The sequence below is a fragment of the Natroniella sulfidigena genome (assembly GCF_023223645.1).
GTDB lineage: Bacteria > Bacillota > Halanaerobiia > Halobacteroidales > Halobacteroidaceae > Natroniella > Natroniella sulfidigena.
On the sequence record NZ_JALKBY010000005.1, the window covers coordinates 76,025 to 95,473 of the forward strand.

The window sequence follows — 19,449 nt, forward strand, 5'->3', positions numbered from 1 at the left end:
TAACTTTGAAAGGAGCAAGTAAATGCATGGTTATTATGGAGCTGTAAAGACAGGATGGTTAGAAGTAATTACTGGAGTTATGTTTTCAGGAAAGAGTAGTGAATTAATCAGAAGAGTAGAGCGAGCAATGATTGCTCAGCAGAATATAGTTGTTTTTAAACCTAGGTTAGATAAGCGATATAGTGAAACAGAGGTTGCTACCCATAATGGAATTACGATTAAGGCTCAAATTGTTGATTCAGTAGCAGAGATTAAGCAAAGAGTTGAAGAACATAGTAAAAAATCTAAATTAGATGTAATAGCAATTGATGAGGGCCAATTCTTTTCTAACAACTTAGTTCAATTGGCTGATCAACTGACTGAGGAAGGTTATCGAGTAATTATAGCAGGTTTGGATACCGATTTTGCTGGAAGAGGTTTTGAACCGATCCCGGAATTGATGGCTAGAGCAGAGTATGTAACTAAGTTACATGCTGTCTGTGTTAAATGTTCTAATCCAGCTACTAGAAATCAGAGATTGATCAATGGGGAGCCGGCTAGTATCAATGATCCGATTGTAGTTGTGGGAGCTGGAGTTGATAATGAAGCAGAAGAAAAAGAGGAATACTACGAGGCACGTTGTCGTAGTTGTCATCAAATAAGATATGATTAAATTATTTAATCATATCTTATTGTGAAAAATTTAACTGGTTAACAGGAATTTAAGTATCAAGTCGAGAACTATATAGTCAGTAGTAATTATTTTTCATTTTTGTGATTATAATAACTAATAGCAAGACAGACTACAATAATAAAGATACTGATTAATTGTGCGACTCTAAAAGGGCCAAACATTAGGCTATCGGTTCTCATACCTTCAATAAAGAAACGACCTAGTGAATATAAACCAAGGTAACTTAAAAACAATTCACCGGGTTTTAAGAAATCTTTTTTATTCCAGTAGAAGAAAAGAAAGCAAAATACAACTAAATTCCAGAGTGATTCATATAAGAATGTTGGGTGATAATAAGTACCATCTATCCTCATCTGTTCAATAATCCAAGTTGGTAACTGAAGACTTTCTAGAAATGATCTACTGACAGGGCCTCCATGGGCTTCTTGGTTCATAAAATTACCCCAGCGACCGATTGCTTGGCCCAAAATAATTCCGGGAGCTGTAATATCAGCTATTTTCCAGAAGTTGATCTTTTTTCGTTTAGTGAAGATAATTGCTACAATGATAGCAGCAATTAGACCACCATGAATTGCCAAACCACCACGACCAATTATTTGAGCTGGATATTGACTATAATAATCCCATCTAAAGATTACATAGTACGCTCTAGCTCCAATAATTGTGAAAGGGATAGTCCAGATAATTAAATCTAATATCAAATCAGGATTGATATTTCTTCTTTTAGCTTCTTGAGTAGCAATTCCAATCCCAGCTAAGAAAGATAATGCAATAAAGATTCCATACCAAAAGATAGTAACAGGACCAAATTGAAATGCAATTGGATCAATATAAGCTGAATCCATCGTTAATTCCTCCTTTAAGCTTGCTTAAAACTACATTTAATAATATAATAGATAAAAATAATAGTCAAATTTATATTATTTTGATTGTTTTTTAGTGATTATGTATAGTTATCCAATTTAAGGGTGAAAATTGTCTGACTAACCCTAATTTTGAGTAAAAGCTGAATTAATGGTTATCTTAACCTTAGCTTTAGTCTTAGGCTTAAGCTATATATTACCCAAAATAATAAATTTAATTTAGAAAGGAAGTGTATATAATGAAAGGTATTGGAATACCAGCAACAACTATAGAGCGGTTACCTTTGTATTATCGTTCACTACAAAAGCTAGATAAACAAGATGTGGAGGTGATCTCTTCTAAAAAACTAGGAGAGAGACTAGGAATTCCTTCAACTCAGGTTAGAAAAGACTTATCTTATTATGGTGAATTTGGAAGAAGAGGTGTTGGCTATGAAGTTTCGGTCTTGATTAAACAATTAGAAAAGATCTTAGGATTAAATACAAACTGGGATCTCGCTTTAGTAGGAGCAGGTAACTTAGGACATGCATTACTTGATTATCATGGCTTTAGAAAGCTCGGTTTGAATGTAAATTATGTCTTTGATCAAGACCAAGAAAAGATAGGTGAAGATTTTAATGGGGTTGAAATCAAAGATGTTGAAAAAATGGAAGAGATAATTAAGGAGGAAGAGATTAAGATTGCTATAATTGCAGTGCCAGCTGAAGCAGCTCAAGAGGTTGCTGATAGATTAGTAGCGGCAGGGGTTAAAGCAATTTGGAATTTTGCTCCAGTTTATTTACAACTACCAGAAGATGTAAAGCTGAAGAATGAAGATCTATCGATTGGGTTAGTTGGTTTGACTTATCATCTATCAGATTATTGGAGTGATAAATAATTAAGCAAGTAAAAACTTTTGATCAGTGGAAGGAAGCTCTATATTCTAAATTAAGTCCTAATAATTTAATTACTAAACAATTAATTACTGAGTTTGAAAATTCAGTTTTAGATCAGTTGAATTTAATTATCGATCGTAATGGAAAGATTATTAAAATTGAGCAAGAAGACCTAACTGCTGAGTTGTTAAGTGGGCTCAGAAGAAGAAAGAGTCAGAAGAGATTATCAGGAGTAAGAGTGATCAGTATTGCTAATGATCAACAGCTTACTTCTCGTCAGAAAAATTTAGTGGTAAGATTTAGACTTGATAATCTAGTTAAGGTTAGTTTGCAATCTAACTCTGTGGCATTAGTACTGCCTAAGATTGTTGAAGGAAAATTGGCAGGAATAGAAGAGAGGAATCTGACTATTGATCAAGCAGTTGAATTTGATCAGTCAACTGTTGTAGCTCAATTAGAAGAAGATTTAACTGAAGTGAATAATTATCGAGTAAAAAAAGACAGCCAACGAGCTATATTAATTGGTAAAGATGAAAAAGAACTGGAGGAATTAAATGGTTTAGCTACTACCGCTGGGGCTGAAGTAGTAGCTAAAGTCTTACAGAAACAAGAGCGAAAGAATCCTACTTATTATATTGGAACTGGTAAATTAGAAGAGTTAAAAGAGGCAGTCTTTAAGCAGCAAAGTGATTTAGTTATCTTTGATGATGAATTGACTCCAGCTCAACATAGTAATTTAGAAGAGGAGTTGGCTGTACAGGTTACTGATAGGACTGAGTTAATCTTAGATATTTTTGCTCAGCATGCTCATACTAAAGAAGGTAAGATTCAAGTTGAGTTGGCCCAGTTAGATTATTTATTACCACGTTTGACAGGAAGAGGAAAGCAGTTATCCCGTTTAGGTGGAGGAATTGGCACGAGAGGCCCCGGAGAGACCAAATTAGAAATTGATCGTCGTAAAATCAGAAAACGGATTCATAGATTAAAGGAGCAATTAGCAGAAGTCAGGCAGAATCGAGCTGTGCAGCGGCAAGGAAGAAGGAATCCTTTGATTACGTTAGTAGGTTATACTAATGCAGGAAAATCTACTTTAATGAATCTGCTGACTGCAGCTGATGTTAAGGTTGAAGATGAATTATTTGCTACTTTGGATTCGACTCTACGTCAAGCTAAATTACCGATCGGTCGGCAAGTTATTTTCAGTGATACTGTTGGATTTATCAAGAAGTTACCTCATCAGTTGGTAGCTGCTTTTCAAGCTACATTAGAAGAGGTTCAGCAGGCAGATTTATTGTTACATGTAGTAGATAGTAGTCAAGCTCAACTGGAGGAGCGGATGGCTACTGTCCATCAGGTATTAGAAGAGTTGGGAGTGTTGAATAAGGAAATTATTACAGTCTTTAATAAAGCTGACTTAGTAGCAGATGATTATGTGGAGTTGTTACGACAAAATTATCCAAATAGTGTCGCAATTTCTGCCTTAACAGGTCAAGGAAAAGATGGATTATTGGATAAAATATCTAATATTATAGCTAGGGATATGGTAATTGTTGATCTGGAGTTGCCTTATGAGGCTGGTAAGTGGATTGATCAATTACATCAGGCTGGGCGAGTTTTAGAGGAAGAGTATGTGGCTAATAAGATCAAAATAACTGCTAATATATCTAATAGGTTGGCCCGGCGATTAAAAGATTATCAAGTATAAGTAATGTTAGAGATGGCAATTGCCATCTCTAACACTTTTTATCATTAAGGAAATTATGCTTTTTAGAGGTTGTGAATAACTTTTAATAGTTTGTATTTGTTGGTTTTACTTAAACTCAATCTTAGACTTAAACTGAGTTGCCGGAGGCAACTTTTTTATAAAAGGATGTATAGACCTTTTTCAAATTGAATTTTTCCGGTTGAAGTAAATATTCAGTATTACCTAAAAATAAGATTCCATCTTTGGCTAATGCTCTACTCAATTTAGTAGTTAATTGCTCTTTGATCTCTTTTGTAAAATAAATAAAGACATTTCGGCATAAAATCAAATCTAAGTTAGAATCGTATCTATCAGTTAATAAATTTAATCTATCAAATCTTACCTGGTTCATAATTTTATTATCCAGTTGATAATAATTCTTTTGTTTAGTAAAATATTTAGTGATAAGCTTCTGTTTTACTTTCTTGAGTGAATTTTTCTTATACTTACCAGTTTTTGCTTCTTTTAAAATACTGGGATCTATATCTGTTGCTATGATTTGATAACGGCTAGGGTCAATCTGTAATTCATTTAAAATAATAGCTAAAGTATAGGCTTCACAACCATTAGAAGCTGCTGCACTCCAGATTTTAACCTTCTTTTTTCTCTTAAAGAGCTCAGGCATGATCTTTTCTTTAAGATATTTAAAGTTATCAGGATTACGAAAGAATTCGGAAGTATTAATTGTCATATATTCTAAGAATTCTCTCTGGAATTCTTTGCTGTTATTTAATTTATCTATACAGGCTTGATAATCAGTAATGTCATGTTTTTTCATCAGGTTATTACTACGTCGCTTAACTCTTTTTTCTTTATAGCTGGTCAGGTCAATATCGATTTTACGTGAAACTTTATTGATGAAGTTTTGAAAATTCATTAATAAACTCCTCTCGGGTAATAATTTGGTCTTACAGTATAAGTAAGAACTATATTAATATTTCAGCTTTGATATAAAAATTCCTTTTTTAAAAGTAATTATTATTAAATGGAAAATAATCTAAGGTTAGTAACAGGGAGATGATAATAATCAGTTTACAGATATCAGTTTTAGCTAGTGGGAGTTCAGGGAATGCTATTTATGTTGAGTCGGAAGAAAAAAAGCTTTTGATTGATGCGGGTTTGAGTGGGAAGAAGATTAATAAGCGGTTACAAAAGATTAATTTAAGCGTTGGGGAGTTAGATGGTATCTTATTAACCCATGAACATACTGATCATATTCAGGGAGCGGGGGTATTAGCTAGAAGGTGTAAGATTCCATTGTATGCTACAGCTGGCACTTGGCAGATAGCAGCAGATAAGTTAGGGAAGTTAAAGTCACAACAGAAATGTGTAGTTGATACTACTGCTTTTAGCCTGGGGGATTGTCAGATTAAACCCTTTAGTATCTCCCATGATGCTGAAGAACCAGTTGGCTATACAATAACTTCTGGTGGGGCCAAAATGGCAGTTGCTACTGATCTGGGAGAGATGACAGAGCAGGTTAGAGCAGAGATTAGTGATTCAGATTTAGTTATTCTAGAAGCCAATCATGATTTGGAGATGTTGAAGATTGGCCCTTATCCCTGGTCTCTTAAGAAGAGGGTCATGGGTGTTAAAGGGCATTTATCTAATGATGATGCTGGAGCAGAGGTAGTAAAGTTAGCTAAAAATTCTGTCAGCCGTATATTATTAGCGCATCTTAGCAAAAATAATAATGTACCTGAACTGGCATTTCTAACGATTAAAAACATGTTAGTTGAAGCAGGAATTAAATTAAATGAAGATATAAAATTAGATTTTACTTATCAAGAACAAGTAACTCCATTATATCAATTAGGCTAACTTAGGGGGTAAATAATGAGTTTTTTCTTTGCTGAAGATGACCAAGCTGGATTTAATCTGAGAACTTATTTAATTATTGTTATAATTAGTGGGTTGATTGGAGCAGGTATTTTATATTCTGTTCTATCTGCAGTTGAATTGGGCCAAAGAGAGGTAGAAAATGAGGAAGAGATAGTTCAAGATAAAGAAGAGGAGGAGACAGATAGGAATTATCAGGAGGTTAGTTATCAAGATTTGGGACAAGGTCAAATTGTTGATGTAGTAAAGGATGTTGGCCCGGGGATTGTCAAAATAACTACTGCTAAGGAAAGAGTTATGTATGATTTTTTTACTCGTAGAAGAGAAGAAAAAATTAGAGGCGAAGGGTCAGGAGTTATTTATAATGACGAAGGTTATATTATTACTAATAATCATGTTATAGAAGGTGCTGAAGAGATTAATGTCTTTTTAGCTGAAGGAGAAAGGGAATATAAAGCGGAAGTAATTGGTAAGGATCCAATTACTGACTTAGCTGTAATTAAGATTGATTCTGAAGGGGTTGAATTACCTGTTCCTAAATTAGGAGATTCAAAAAATTTAAATGTAGGTCAAAAGGCTATAGCTATTGGAAATCCGTATGGGTTTTCTAACACTGTAACAGTAGGGGTAATCAGTGCTTTAGAGAGAAGGTTGCCGATTCAAGAGATAGCTGAATTAACAGATATGATTCAGACAGATGCAGCGATTAATCCAGGAAATAGTGGGGGAGGTCTATTAAATCAGCAAGGTGAAGTAATAGGAATCAATACCGCTATTATTGAACAGGCTCAAGGGATTGGATTTGCTATTCCAATTAATTTGGCTAAAGAAGTAGTAGCTGAATTAATTGCTGAAGGGAAGATAGTTAGACCTTGGATTGGAATTTATGGTGGAGATATTAACCATAATTTATTAGAAAGATATGAATTAGAAAAAGAGACTGGTATTTATATCTTTGAAATTATTGCTGAAAGTCCTGCTGCTAAGAGTGGATTGCAAGAAGGGGATATTATCTTAGAAATTGAGCAACAGAAAGTAACTAGTATGTCAGATTTAAAGGAGTTATTACAAGAGTATCAAGTAAATGATAGTCTTGAGTTATTAATTTATCGAGATGGGGACTTAATTACTACTAATTTAGAGTTAGAGGAAAGACCTATTAATCAATAATAGTAATATTAGGTTTTTATAGGTTAGGTTTGAAGTGGAGGAGATAGTGTGAAAATTAGGATAATAACAGTAGGAAAGGTTAAAGAAAATTATATTAACCAAGGTATTGACCAATTTTGCAAGCGGCTACAAGGTTACACTAAATTAGATATCTTAGAAGTTAAAGATGAAAAGATAGGTAATAACTTAAGTTCTGCTGAAGTGAAGCAAATAAAAGAAGAAGAAGCAGAAAAGATCATGACTAAATTAGATGATAGAGCTTATACAATAGCTTTAGATCCTCAAGGTAAGCCAATGACTTCAGAAGGGCTGGCTAAATCAATCGGAAATTTACAGGTACAAGGTTATAGTACTATTGAGTTTATTATTGGTGGGGCTTTAGGTTTAGCTCAAAAAATTAGGAATATAGCTGACTATGTATTGACCTTTTCTCATATGACATTTACTCACCAGATGATTAGATTGATTTTGTTAGAACAGGTCTATCGAGCTTTTAAAATTTTGCGTAATGAGCCGTATCATCTGTAATAAGATGTCTTGAGTGAAGAGTAGTTGAGAAGGAGCGAAAATATGAATCTTAAAGTTTCTAAAAATCATGTACAACATCAAGGGGGCAATTTTAATTGGCAGTGTAAGATTTGCGGTAAGGAGATCTGCCAACAAGATTTAATGAATAAAATTGGAAATGTATATTTGGAACATTATTGGAGTTGTACAGAATGTGGTGGCAAGTTAAAAAAAATAAATAAAACCTTAAAGTGATATATCACTTTAAGGTTTTATTTATTTAATCTAACATTTGTTCAGGAACATGGCTAGCTTGATCTATTGCTTGTAAGGTAGCATCAGCTGCATCTAAGTACTTTTTGACTTTTTTAATATTCGTAGTCAAAAAGTTTAGGTGTTTTGAAAAAACATCTGTATTTTGAAAGAAAATGAATAAAATTATCAAAAGTAATAATAAATCACTATCAAGATAATCTAGGAGATTTTGTTGAAGATTATTATTAGACTGGGAATTAGAACTACTATTTTTGCTATCCAAATCATCCATTTTTCTTTTATCTTCCATCCTGACTAATCCCTCCTTTAATTGAAATATTAAAAATTTCAACTTCTCTAATTCAACTTTTTACAATATATACTACGAATTAGATAAAAGAAATGTGATTTTTTAAGAAACTTTTTATCTTTCCTTTAATATACTTATTAGTAGAAAAAGGAGGAGAGATAGTATGTATCAGGATGATTACTTATTTTTTCCTGAAGCTCAGCTTGTTGATAAGTTATTGAGTGTTTTTAATATTCAGTCTCAACAGCAATTAGAACCCAATACAGTTGTTACAATTCTTGGGCTGTTGAATTTATTGAATATTGTCAACGTAATGCAAGAACAGCAAGGACAGAATGATTTGTCTAATCAGCTAGCAAGTTTAGTAGGTAACTCGAATACTTCTAATAATTCCTTTGAAAATAATAATCAAACAGATAATTTACAACAGATTCAGCAGTTATTTAATAATACTACTGGTAATAACTCCAATGCTTCTAATGCAGGTGACATAGGTAGCCTTTTATCTAACTTTTTACAACAAGATAACAACCAAACGAATTCAGCTTTAAATAATATTTTAGGAATGCTAGGAAATAATAATTCAGATGGTAAACTAGATCCAACTTTATTATTAAAATTGATGAATTTAATCAGCCAGATTAAAGAAAGTAAAGAGCAGAGTAAAGAAAGTGAAGCTCAAGAAACAAATCAACCAGTTAAGTCAGAACCCTATAATGATGAGGAGGGAAAAGAGGAACAGGAGTAAAAAAGATATGCCAAGCCATATCACTATGGCTTGGCATTCTAAAAATCATTCAACAGATTTAAAACTTGTTCTGTTTTTTGTTCTTGACTTCTACCTTCATAAATTTCTGAAGTTTTTTGAGTATAATTAGGATTAAAATTATTTTCGGTTAGTTCTTTTAATAAGAGTTGATTTTTCTTAATTAACTCTTTGATTTTTGTTATTTCTTTATCAGCTAGATATTTTTGCTTAACTACTTCAGGTTGTGGTAAAGAAGAGGAGGGCTTGTCTTGTTTGAGATAACTTTTAATTGCTTTTCTAATAAATTCTGATTTACTTTGACAAGCTTCTATCTCTTTTTCAATTGCTTTTATTTCTTCTTCTTCAAAAAACTTTTTAGTAATTCTAACGCTTAAAAATAATTTAGACATAATTATCACCTAATTATCCTTCTTGAGCAGCAGCAGTATTTTTAATCGCTTTCAGTTTCCTTTCTTTGGCTTTTTCTTTTAACTTGTTATGTCGCTTACGCTCTAGAGCTTTTCCTAATTTAACATAGCCTCTACAATTGCTCAATTGGGGATTTTTATTTACTCTTTCACATGGAAAGCCTTCTAAGTAAGTATCTAAGCTTTCAAATAGTAATACAGTAGCTCCACCAGTAATTAAAATTTTATCGATCATAAGATAAGATTCCCAACGATTTTTAATTTGTAAAGCAATATCATAAGCCAATTTATCAATAGCCTGTTCTTTGGTTCTTTGAAATTCATACTTTTCATTTCTAACTTTAATATAATCTTTCTCTTTTAGGATTTGATTTTTAATAATATCTTGAGAAACATCTATATCTAGAGAATCTTGAATCTTTTTAAAGATCCTTGTCTTAACTCCATCACTAAAAGAGATTGGTGAATCTTTAATTAGTTCCCCATCATTAAAAGCAACACAATCAATGGTCAACCCTCCTAAATCTACAATCCCAAAGCCACCTTCAATCTTTTTAGTAACTAATCCTTCTTTGTTCATTACAAAATCATAATAAGAAGCTAATCCCTGTGGAATTACTGTTGCCTTTCTGATTTCGATTTCTTTAGTAACAAATTGATTATTTACATTTTTGATCTTGACTTTAAACTTATTTTCAAGTTTATTCTTAAATAAATCTTTATGATTTTCATAATACTTAATTGGTAATCCTGTAATTAAATGTTTTATATTGATCTTATCTGCTTTAGGAAATAGTAAACAAATACCTGATAGTAGCTTTGCAAATTCTTCTGGGTTTTTATATTTGTTATCTGATAGTGAATAAGCAATTGAAGAGGAGTGTTGATTTAGGACATAATCTCCAACACGATAGCTAGTAAATTCAGGATTTTTAACCCCTTTAATTAGCTGGTCTTGAATCTTGATAATAATTTTTTGAGAATTAAATTCCCCAACTAACTCTTCTTCTTTTTTAATTACTTGAAATGATGTTTCAGATAAAACTCCTTGACCATCTTTTTCTGCTAAAGATGGAAAAACAATTTCTTGCTCATCATTAAGCATTTTAACTGAGTCATAACCTAAATCGACCCCAAGGACATTAACATTTTCTATTCTCATTGTTAATCTCTCCTTTTAAATTTTTAATCAATTACTTGTTTTAGTTACGGTTGTCCAAAAGCTTATATCAATATTATAACTCAAGTTACATTTTTTGTCAAATGATAAATATTAATACATCAAATCAAAAAAAAGACGGTATCCATGGTGGATACCGTCTTTCTTATTTTGTTAATTTTGTTGCTCAGCTAGTTTTTCATTTAGAAATTCATCTAAGTCTTTTTTTCTGATGATCCACTTTCCTCCAAGCTTAATGCCTGGTAGCTCATCATTATTTAGCATATTATATATTGTTGTTTCAGAGCGATTTAAGTATTCAGCCACGTCTTTTACAGTAAAGTTTTCTTTAGAATTACTCATTTTAGTCATCCCTCCTTTTAAATAAATATTTTAGAGAAGAATAATTTTTGAAGAAATTATAACTTGATCTATTTTCAGAAAATTTGCTAATTAGAAAGTATATCTTCGATACTTTATAGTAGTTCAACACTTTCTTGATAGAGCTAATAAAAACAAAAAGGTTTAAATAGTATTTAGTAACAAATAGGTAAAGGTAAAAAAATAGTACCTTTGCTTTATATTATACTAGAAAGTTGACTGATTTTTCAATAATTTTGGACAAAAAAGTAAAGTTTTTTGAAATTTTGATTCAGTAGCAACACTCAGAAATTTTTTGGCTTATTTGTAAATCAAATCGAACCAGACTTTAAAGTCTGGTTCGATTTAATTAATGTTTATTTTTTCTTATATATCCACTACTTTTATTATTGTCTTCTGAAATAATAAGAATATCTTCTTTCTCTTTCAGTTTATTAGGTAAAAAATTAGCAGAAGGGTAACCGGAATTGTCATTAATAATATAATGAGTGGTTTTATCTGATTCCTTTCTCATACTAATCACTCCTTAAGTTTATCTAATTAAGGGAATCCATTTTTGTTGAATTATATTGACTTCTGGTTCTTCCATCATTTTATCCTGATTTATTTTTCCTATAAATGTAAAAGAGTCTAAAGCTTTCTTACTCTCTATATAGCCTCCACTAACCTTAAACTGATTCTGTTCATCTGTATATTCTAAAGGTTGAAAGGGACGTTGTAATTCTAAATCTCTTTCATACTCTTCATATAAGCGCCAGATTAAGTCTTCTAGTTTAGAGTTAGGATATTTAACTGGTAATTTAATTTTATTAGCTTCTTGGCGGGAGATCATATAATTATGAGCATAAAGTTTTTCAGTTAAATAATTAATAATATTTTCAACAACTACTTCATCTTCTCCTAGTGGATGTAGAGATAGTAATTTTTTAGCTGTAGATCTGATTAAGAGATAGTTACGATGAACATTGCCTAAAGCTAAGGGATGGACTTTATTAGCCAAATGTGAAAAGACTGTGATTAAGTTCTCTTCACTTTTTAAGTTGAATTTTTCTTGGGCCAAATTTAAATAAGAGCTAACATCTTCAACACTGATTGGGATTTTAGCTGTAGGATTATTTGGATTTTGTGGATTGAATGCATTAGCTACTGTAGGATCTATTGGCCCTAGCTCTCCCATCTTGCCCATTACTATTTCGTTGGCCCCTAAACAGATCAATGTGCCTGCACTATAGGCTCGAAAGGGAACTAATACACTGAAATGATCTGTATATTCTCTGATTAGATTGATTAAACGCCAGGGAGTTAATACATCTCCACCTCTAGTATAGATGAATAGATCGATCTTTTCTTTTGGAGAAATTTTTTCTAAATGTTGATAAATAACTTTAATAGCATCAGGTGCAATTCTAGTACTGATATTTTTTCTATCTCCAGTGACGTAGCTAAGCACAGTTGAGTTACGTAAACTGCTGATTTGATTTATGATCTTTAATCTATTTTCTCGGCCCACAATAAAACTAGTCCTCCTTATTAAACTCTTTTTTGCTAGTATTTTAATTTAAGGTTCTTTTTATGTATCATTTGATTATAAATATTCAAATTTAAGCAATACTAAGTTTAAGGATTTATTAATTAGTTGAAAAGGTTATGAGTTAAATTGGGAGGTCATAAAATGGTTGATTTTGATCTGCAAAGTTCAGAGAATAAGTATTTAACAGGTGTTTCTAGTTATATGAAGCCAAAATATATTACACCACAAGTAGATATTTTAGAGGATAAGGAGCAGATCTATTATATCTATCAACTACCTGGGATTGAAGAAAAAGATTTAAATGTAGAATTATCTACAGATAAAGTATTTATCATGGCTGAAAGTAAAGATTATAAAGAAAAAGAAATTTTACACCAAGAATCCACTCGGGGAATCTTTTTTAGGGAATTATCCCTTCCTTTACAAGTAGAAGTAGATGCAGCGGAAGCAAATTTCAAAGCCGGATTGTTAGAAGTTACCTTTCCTAAAATCAAAAAATCCTGAATACTTTTGCTAATTTAAGTAGATTATAACTAGTAGAGTTAAATACAAAATAAAGCAGGAGGTAAATTATATGCATCATACTCAAAATCAGAGTCAGTTCTTAGGTCAAGGTCAAGCTTTTGTTGGTCAAAATTTACAAAGTGGAATGATGGGTTATAATCAAGGTTTTACATCTAATGCCTGGAATTATCGCTTACAGCCAGTTGCTACTGCAATGAATACTGCTCAGCAAACTGGAGGACAATTCCAACAAAACAATAATCTTTCTGGTTCAGGTTCATATATGCAGGGAGGACAACAATCCATCTTTCAACCAAGTATAGATATTTCTGAAACACAAAATGATTTAGTGGTTGCATGTAGCATGCAAAATGCTAATCCTAATAATATTGATTTAACTGCGACAGAAGATTCTGTGTCTATTTCTGCTCAATCATTTATTGGAAATCAGACAAGCAGTCTTCATCGTACAATTCCTTTGCCAACTACTATTAGAGCAGAAGCAATAGATGCTAGCTATTCTAATGGTGTTTTAAGAATTAGAATGCCTAAAAGAGAGACAAGTGCTCGTAAGCAATTGCAAGTAAATGTTAATGAATAATAAATAATTTTTTAAAGGGCCTTTAGCATTTGCTAAAGGCTCTTTTGTTTTTGTTGAAAAAAGAAAAAGTCAATGCAACTGCAATTGAAATTGATAATTTGAATAAAAGTTATTATTTTTAGTTAGCTTATTCTATCTTGTTAGATATTTATTCAATGATTGGTTAGGAAATTCAAGGTTGCTGTAGCTTCTTGCAGGTTATTGTAGTAGTTATCTAGAAGTATAAACAGGGAAGAATTTAATTTAAATAAAGTGGTGATATATCAAGATGGCACTAATAGATAATAAAGCAGAACGAGTTTTTCCAAAACAGATTATTGACAAAGAATTAGTTCAACAGTTTAAGGGTAATTTGAGCTTGCCAACTTATTTAATTGAAAATTTAATCTTAACCTACCAAGATGATGAGACTAGCTTGGATGAAATTGAGCAACTATTGAACCAACAAGTGGTTAAGACTAAGGATGATTTAAAAGTTCAAAATAAGATTAGACAAGCAGATCAGATGATTATAGATAAAATTATGGTTAAAATAAGAAATAAGGCTGAATACGAAGCTCAAGTATTGAACTTAGGTCTTAAAAAAGCAAAGATTAAACAAGAGGTTGTGAAAAAATATCCTGGTTTATTAGAGAATGGAGTATGGGCCAAAGTTTCTGTTAGCTATCTTGAGGATCAGAATAAATTTGAAATAACAGAGTTGACTCCTATTTATAATACTAATTTTGATTTAGAAGAATTTAAAGAGAAGCGAGAAGAGTTTACTGATTTTCAATGGCGTTGCTTTTTGCTTAGAAGTATTGGATTTGAACCGCTAGATCTCTCAGAGAGAAAGAAGTTGCTTTATTTAAGTAGATTAATTTCCTTTGTAGAAAAAAATTATAATTTTATTGAATTAGGCTCACGAGGAACGGGTAAATCTTATACTTATCGCCAATTATCTGAACAATCTATCCTGGTTTCGGGAGGTAAGACTACAGTCGCTAATCTCTTTTATAATATGGGAACTAAGCAAGTAGGTTTAGTAGGCAAATGGGATGTAGTTGCTTTTGATGAAGTAGCTTATATTGATTTTAAAGATAAAACTGCAGTACAGATTTTAAAAGATTATATGGAATCAGGTTCCTTTAGTCGGGGCCAAGAAGAGATTGTTGCTGAGGCATCAATGGTCTTTTTAGGAAATATAAATCAGGATATTTCTGTCTTAATAAATCAAAGCCATTTATTTAAGCCTTTGCCACAAGTAATGCAAGATATAGCCTTGATTGATCGTTTTCATTTTTATTTACCTGGCTGGGAGATGGAGCGATTAAAAGAAGATTGCTTTACTACCCATTATGGCTTACAGAGTTCTTATCTAGCCCAAGCTTTAGCTGAATTGAGAGAGTTAGATTTCAAAGGAGTGTTAGATGAGCATTTTGAGTTTGATCAGAAGATGGATGTCCGTGATAAGCGAGCTGTCAAAAAGACTGTAGCTGGTTTTTTAAAATTACTACATCCGCATGGGAAATTTGATCAAAAAGATTTAAGAAGTTATTTAGATCTTGCTTTAGAAGGAAGAAAGAGGGTTAAAGAACAACTAATCAAGATGGCTCCGTTTGAATATGAAGAGACCAGTTTTAATTATGTAGAACAAGAGAGTGGACAACAATTTCATATTTATCTTCCTGAGCAGAGAATGGATACAGGGTATAGGCGTGAGTTAGCCAAGCCAGGAACAGTCTATATTGGCCAAATTCTTGAAAGCCAAAAATTTGCTCTGCTTAAATTAGAGATCAAGATAAAAGCAGGCCAGGGAAAGTTGCTTTTTACTGGTCAGTTAGATCATAACTTAAAAAAACAGATTAGAAAGACATTTCTTCATTTGAAAAATAGAAAGTTAAATCTAAGATTAAAAAATAAAGTTGAACAGAATGATTTTTATGTTAAGGTTACCTCTTTGATGCATCAAGTAACTGCTGATATTAGTAATGCTTTCTTAATTGCAGTGTATTCTTTGTTAAATAATAAATCAGTCCCTAATGGTTTATTAATTACAGAAGAGAGTAGTCTGTATCGTAAAGCAAAATCAAACTTTACTTTGAAAGCTTTAAAAGTAGAGAGTGAAACAGGAAAGGTTAAAACTTTATTGCCATTGCAAAAGGATAATATTTTTATTGAAGTTCCTAGTGAAGTGATTGCTTATGCTCCTTATTTTATTAAGGTCTGATTATATTTTTTAGAACTTTATCAAAAAAATTGCTTAAATTAGTTGACAATTTAAAATTTAAATGTTATCATTATACGATGTAAACAATATTATAAACAATGTTAATCATTAGTTAAATAGGAGGGATAGATATGGCATCAATTATGGGAGATGCATTTGCTGACGCAGGTCTTGTTGATGAAGAGGATGTAAAAGAGGTTGTAGCAGAATCTGAAGTTGAAAATGATATCGGTGGAACAACTGGAACTGTAAAGTGGTTCAACTCTGAAAAAGGATTTGGATTCATTGAGCAAGAAGATGGAGAAGATGTTTTTGTTCATTTTTCTGCAATTGAAGAAGATGGATTTAAAGACTTAGAAGAAGGCCAAGAAGTTCAGTTTTCAGTTGTAGAAACTGAAAAAGGTTTACAAGCTGAAAATGTATTTAAATTATAAGAACATAGATTACTAAAACTCAGGTCTTGACCTGGGTTTTTTTGATGGATAATTTTAGCTTGAATCTATAATTCAACTCTAGGATATGCTAGTTTTAAAGGAGGTTATAAGTTGCATGTCTAGAATAAAGCATATCTCTAGTGAAGAAGCAACAGGAATTACTAAAGATATCTTTGCAGAGATTGAAGAGCAATTTCAGATGGTGCCTAATGTCTTTAAGGCGTTGGCCCATAAACCTGATATTCTACGGGCCAGTTGGAATAAAGTAACCAGTGTGATGAATAAAGGCGCATTATCAGTAGAACTTAAAAAGATGGTTGCTTTGCGTGTTTCAGTTATAAATCAGGCTGAATACTGTATTGCTAAGCACTATCAAGGTTTGGAAAGTTTAGGCTATTCTACAGAAGTTCTTGATCAGATTAAAGCTAGTGATTATAGTAATTTAGATGAGTTAGAGAGTAGAGTTTTGAGCTTTGTAGATCAAGCTACCAATAATTATCAGGAGCTAACCGATGATGATTTTAATCAATTAGGATTAGATGAAGAGGAATTATTAGAGGTAGTGGCTGTGATTGATCTCTTTTCTGGGTTTAATCGACTGACAGAAATATTAGCTATTGATCTAGATTAAAACCTCACTTTGTGGGGTTTTAATCTTAATAGGAATAATTCTTGACAAAAGTAAACTGATTTAGTATACTTAAAATAAGCTAAATTATTAACTATAACTAGGAGATGAAGTAATAATTATGAAATTAAGCCAAGCAACAGATTATGCCTTTCGAGCTATCTTATATTTGGCCCGGCAGGGAGTAGGAGAGAAGGTAGATGCTCAAACTATTTCTGAGGCTGAAGTTATTCCTAAGCGTTTTTTACTTAAGATCTTTAGAAAGTTAGTTCAAGCAGGAGTAGTCGAATCCTATCGAGGAAAGTATGGAGGTTATGCTTTAGCAGTTGATCCAGCTAAAATTACTTTAAAAGATATTGTAGAGATAGTAGAGGGTAAGATTACAGTCAATCGTTGTTTAATTGATCCAGATGAATGTAATAAACGAGCTACCAATAGATGTAAGATTCATAATGCTCTAGCTGAGATTCAGCAGGAAGTTAATCAGAAGCTAGCAGAGTATAATTTTGCTCAATTTTTGGATTAATTTTTTAACTTTAACTATACTAAATTAGTATAGTTAAAGTTTTAGTTTAAAGTCTACTAAAACAGTATACAAACAGGAGGGGTTAAAATGGAAATGTGTCAGTCAGCTGATTGTAAACTATGTGATTTTATGGAAGGTAAGAAGGAGCTAGAAACATCCTTTAATAGGCAGGTACAGCAAGCTAATAAGTGTAAATTTGGTCGACAAGGTGTCTGTTGTAGGTTATGTGCTAATGGCCCATGTCGAATTACACCTAAGAGTCCCCGAGGAGTCTGTGGGGCAGATGCTGATACTATTGTAGCTCGTAACTTCCTACGCCAAGTTGCTGCAGGAGCAGGTTGTTATTTACATGTATTAGAAACGACAGCTCAGAACTTAAAGGAGATTGGAGAAGGAAAGTATGCTACTGAATTGAAAGGGTTAGAGATGTTAGATGAGTTGGCCGAATTGTTAGAGGTTGAAGCAGAGAGTCCAAAGCAAAAGGCTGTTGAGGTAGCAGATAAGGTACTGGCAGATTTATATAAACCTAGGTTTGAGAAGATGGAGTTAGTTGATAAGTTGGCATATCAACCGCGATTAGAAGAATGGAATCAGTTAGATATTATTCCAGGTGGGGCCAAATCTGAAGTATTCGATGCGGTGGTTAAGACTAGTACTAACTTAGCAAGTGATCCTGTTGATATGCTAATGCAGGTCTTAAATTTAGGAGTTGCTACTGGATTGTATGGTTTACATCTGACTAATCTCTTAAATGATGTTATTGTAGGAGAGCCAGAAATTACTCAAGAAGAAGTAGGATTTAAGGTTGTTGATCAAGATTATATTAATATTGTAGTAACTGGCCATCAACAGAGTATGATTGCTCACTTACAAGATGCTTTAATTTCAGAAGAAGCAATAAAGAGGGCTCAAAAACTGGGAGCAAAAGGATTTAAAATTGTAGGTTCTACTTGTGTTGGTCAGGATTTACAAGCACGAGGTAGCCATTATAAGCAAGTCTTTGCTGGTCATGCTGGTAATAACTTTACTAGTGAAGCATTATTAGCAACTGGAGGAATTGATTTAGTTATCTCTGAGTTTAATTGTACACTACCAGGCTTAGAAGAGATAGCTAAAGACTATCAGGTCAAGATGTTAGCAATCGATGATGTAGCTAAGAAAGCAACTGCCGATTTGATTGATTTTAAGCCTGAAGAAGCTGAGGAAATTACAGAAGAGATTATTAATCAGGCACTAATTAGTTATCAGCAGCGGAGAGGCCAAGTTGAGATTGATATTCCAACTGAGCATGGCTTTGATGATGTTGTAGCTGGAGTCAGCGAAAGATCTTTGCGTGGCTTTTTAGGTGGCAATTATCAACCTCTACTTGAGTTGATCGCTGAAGGAAAGATCAAGGGGGTTGCAGCAGTAGTTGGTTGTTCTAACTTAGAAGGAGAAGGGCATGATATCTTTACTGTAGAGATGACTAAAGAGTTGATTAAACGAGATATCTTGGTCTTATCAGCTGGCTGTACAACAGGAGGTTTACAAAATTGTGGTTTAGTATCTCCAACTGCAGCAGAATTTGCTGGTGATAATTTGCAGGCTGTCTGTGAAGAGCTAGGAATTCCACCGGTCTTAAACTTTGGCCCGTGTTTATCTATTGGAAGAATTGAGCAGGTAGCAGTTGAGATTGCTAAAGAGTTAGAAGTTGATCTACCACAATTACCTGTAGTATTATCTGCTCCTCAATGGTTAGAAGAGCAGGCTTTAGCTGATGGTGCATTTGGATTGGCTTTAGGGTTACCATTACACCTTGCTACACCTCCTTTTGTAACAGGGAGTGAAGTGATTGTTGAAACTTTAACAGAGAAATTACCAGAGATTACTGGAGGGCAGTTAATCATTGATGGTGAAGTAGAGAGTACGGTCAATCGCTTAGAAGACATTATTAATGATCGTAGAGTTGGATTAGACTTAGTGTAAAAAGCGTTGGTTTTTGCCTTTTGATTCTAATTTTATAATTATATCTTAAAGCACTTACTGGATAAATTTATCCAGTAAGTGCTTTTTCTTTTTTTGAG

The 19,449-nt window shown here is 32.7% G+C and carries 23 protein-coding genes; 15 read left to right on the forward strand and 8 right to left on the reverse strand.

What is annotated here, in order from left to right; genetic code table 11:
- Positions 1-22 precede the first annotated feature (22 nt).
- Positions 23-652 (forward strand): thymidine kinase, encoded by a 630-nt coding sequence (locus tag MWH28_RS04730; RefSeq protein WP_248618146.1) that lies wholly within the window; start codon positions 23-25, stop codon positions 650-652.
- An 86-nt stretch (positions 653-738) separates the two neighbouring features.
- Here the strand turns inward: MWH28_RS04730 and lgt are convergent, their stop codons facing one another.
- The gene (gene lgt, locus MWH28_RS04735; protein WP_248618147.1) at positions 739-1,518 is read right to left on the reverse strand and encodes a prolipoprotein diacylglyceryl transferase; all 780 of its coding nucleotides are present in this window, start codon (positions 1,516-1,518) and stop codon (positions 739-741) included.
- A 257-nt stretch (positions 1,519-1,775) separates the two neighbouring features.
- Between lgt and MWH28_RS04740 the strand changes: the two genes are divergently transcribed.
- Both MWH28_RS04740 and hflX read left to right on the forward strand, forming a co-directional pair.
- Positions 1,776-2,414 carry a redox-sensing transcriptional repressor Rex gene (locus MWH28_RS04740; protein WP_248618148.1) on the forward strand — a complete coding sequence of 213 codons (639 nt, stop codon included), beginning with the start codon at positions 1,776-1,778 and terminating at the stop codon, positions 2,412-2,414.
- 116 nt (positions 2,415-2,530) lie between these two features.
- Positions 2,531-4,117, forward strand: a complete 1,587-nt coding sequence (gene hflX, locus MWH28_RS04745) for a GTPase HflX (protein WP_248618149.1) — start codon at positions 2,531-2,533, stop codon at positions 4,115-4,117.
- A gap of 127 nt (positions 4,118-4,244) precedes the next feature.
- Here hflX and MWH28_RS04750 read toward each other — a convergent pair whose 3' ends face one another.
- Positions 4,245-5,033, reverse strand: a complete 789-nt coding sequence (locus MWH28_RS04750) for a CheR family methyltransferase (protein WP_248618150.1) — start codon at positions 5,031-5,033, stop codon at positions 4,245-4,247.
- A 140-nt stretch (positions 5,034-5,173) separates the two neighbouring features.
- On the opposite strand from MWH28_RS04750, the gene MWH28_RS04755 reads away from it, so the two are divergent.
- From MWH28_RS04755 to MWH28_RS04770, 4 genes are read left to right on the forward strand one after another with little or no spacing between them, the layout of a single operon-like run.
- Complete coding sequence (locus MWH28_RS04755) at positions 5,174-5,977, forward strand: MBL fold metallo-hydrolase (RefSeq protein ID WP_248618151.1); 804 nt, start codon at positions 5,174-5,176, stop codon at positions 5,975-5,977.
- A 15-nt stretch (positions 5,978-5,992) separates the two neighbouring features.
- Positions 5,993-7,165 carry a S1C family serine protease gene (locus MWH28_RS04760; RefSeq protein ID WP_248618152.1) on the forward strand — a complete coding sequence of 391 codons (1,173 nt, stop codon included), beginning with the start codon at positions 5,993-5,995 and terminating at the stop codon, positions 7,163-7,165.
- A 48-nt stretch (positions 7,166-7,213) separates the two neighbouring features.
- Positions 7,214-7,693: a 23S rRNA (pseudouridine(1915)-N(3))-methyltransferase RlmH gene (gene rlmH / locus MWH28_RS04765; protein WP_248618153.1), complete on the forward strand. Its 480-nt coding sequence runs from the start codon at positions 7,214-7,216 to the stop codon at positions 7,691-7,693.
- 42 nt (positions 7,694-7,735) lie between these two features.
- Complete coding sequence (locus MWH28_RS04770) at positions 7,736-7,927, forward strand: hypothetical protein (protein ID WP_248618154.1); 192 nt, start codon at positions 7,736-7,738, stop codon at positions 7,925-7,927.
- A gap of 25 nt (positions 7,928-7,952) precedes the next feature.
- On the opposite strand, the gene MWH28_RS04775 is transcribed toward MWH28_RS04770, so the two are convergent.
- Complete coding sequence (locus tag MWH28_RS04775; protein WP_248618155.1) at positions 7,953-8,237, reverse strand: hypothetical protein; 285 nt, start codon at positions 8,235-8,237, stop codon at positions 7,953-7,955.
- A gap of 163 nt (positions 8,238-8,400) precedes the next feature.
- Here MWH28_RS04775 and MWH28_RS04780 point away from each other — a divergent pair, with 163 nt between their 5' ends.
- Positions 8,401-8,985 (forward strand): hypothetical protein, encoded by a 585-nt coding sequence (locus MWH28_RS04780; protein WP_248618156.1) that lies wholly within the window; start codon positions 8,401-8,403, stop codon positions 8,983-8,985.
- Positions 8,986-9,023: 38 nt separating this feature from the next.
- Here the strand turns inward: MWH28_RS04780 and MWH28_RS04785 are convergent, their stop codons facing one another.
- The 5 genes from MWH28_RS04785 to MWH28_RS04805 form a co-directional block, all read right to left on the reverse strand.
- Entirely contained in the window at positions 9,024-9,404 is a 381-nt protein-coding gene (locus MWH28_RS04785) for a hypothetical protein (protein ID WP_248618157.1), read from the reverse strand.
- A gap of 4 nt (positions 9,405-9,408) precedes the next feature.
- On the reverse strand, positions 9,409-10,575 hold the full coding sequence (locus MWH28_RS04790; protein ID WP_248618158.1) for a ParM/StbA family protein: 1,167 nt from the start codon (positions 10,573-10,575) through the stop codon (positions 9,409-9,411).
- 171 nt (positions 10,576-10,746) lie between these two features.
- Positions 10,747-10,935 carry a helix-turn-helix domain-containing protein gene (locus tag MWH28_RS04795; RefSeq protein ID WP_248618159.1) on the reverse strand — a complete coding sequence of 63 codons (189 nt, stop codon included), beginning with the start codon at positions 10,933-10,935 and terminating at the stop codon, positions 10,747-10,749.
- A gap of 367 nt (positions 10,936-11,302) precedes the next feature.
- Positions 11,303-11,467: a hypothetical protein gene (locus tag MWH28_RS04800; protein WP_248618160.1), complete on the reverse strand. Its 165-nt coding sequence runs from the start codon at positions 11,465-11,467 to the stop codon at positions 11,303-11,305.
- Between the two features lie 18 nt (positions 11,468-11,485).
- Positions 11,486-12,463 (reverse strand): SDH family Clp fold serine proteinase, encoded by a 978-nt coding sequence (locus tag MWH28_RS04805; RefSeq protein WP_248618161.1) that lies wholly within the window; start codon positions 12,461-12,463, stop codon positions 11,486-11,488.
- Between the two features lie 162 nt (positions 12,464-12,625).
- On the opposite strand from MWH28_RS04805, the gene MWH28_RS04810 reads away from it, so the two are divergent.
- The 7 genes from MWH28_RS04810 to cooS all read left to right on the forward strand — a co-directional run bounded on the left by MWH28_RS04810 (position 12,626) and on the right by cooS (position 19,351).
- Positions 12,626-12,988 (forward strand): Hsp20/alpha crystallin family protein, encoded by a 363-nt coding sequence (locus MWH28_RS04810; protein WP_248618162.1) that lies wholly within the window; start codon positions 12,626-12,628, stop codon positions 12,986-12,988.
- Positions 12,989-13,058: 70 nt separating this feature from the next.
- A complete protein-coding gene (locus tag MWH28_RS04815) occupies positions 13,059-13,589 on the forward strand; it encodes an Hsp20/alpha crystallin family protein (RefSeq protein WP_248618163.1) in 531 nt (176 codons plus the stop codon).
- Positions 13,590-13,857: 268 nt separating this feature from the next.
- On the forward strand, positions 13,858-15,798 hold the full coding sequence (brxL, locus tag MWH28_RS04820) for a BREX system Lon protease-like protein BrxL (RefSeq protein ID WP_248618164.1): 1,941 nt from the start codon (positions 13,858-13,860) through the stop codon (positions 15,796-15,798).
- 227 nt (positions 15,799-16,025) lie between these two features.
- Positions 16,026-16,232, forward strand: coding sequence for a cold-shock protein (locus tag MWH28_RS04825; protein WP_248618206.1), 207 nt, complete (start codon positions 16,026-16,028; stop codon positions 16,230-16,232).
- A gap of 115 nt (positions 16,233-16,347) precedes the next feature.
- Positions 16,348-16,863: a carboxymuconolactone decarboxylase family protein gene (locus MWH28_RS04830; RefSeq protein WP_248618165.1), complete on the forward strand. Its 516-nt coding sequence runs from the start codon at positions 16,348-16,350 to the stop codon at positions 16,861-16,863.
- 118 nt (positions 16,864-16,981) lie between these two features.
- Positions 16,982-17,386, forward strand: coding sequence for an RrF2 family transcriptional regulator (locus MWH28_RS04835; protein WP_248618166.1), 405 nt, complete (start codon positions 16,982-16,984; stop codon positions 17,384-17,386).
- A gap of 87 nt (positions 17,387-17,473) precedes the next feature.
- On the forward strand, positions 17,474-19,351 hold the full coding sequence (cooS, locus tag MWH28_RS04840; RefSeq protein WP_248618167.1) for an anaerobic carbon-monoxide dehydrogenase catalytic subunit: 1,878 nt from the start codon (positions 17,474-17,476) through the stop codon (positions 19,349-19,351).
- The last annotated feature ends 98 nt before the right edge of the window (positions 19,352-19,449 follow it).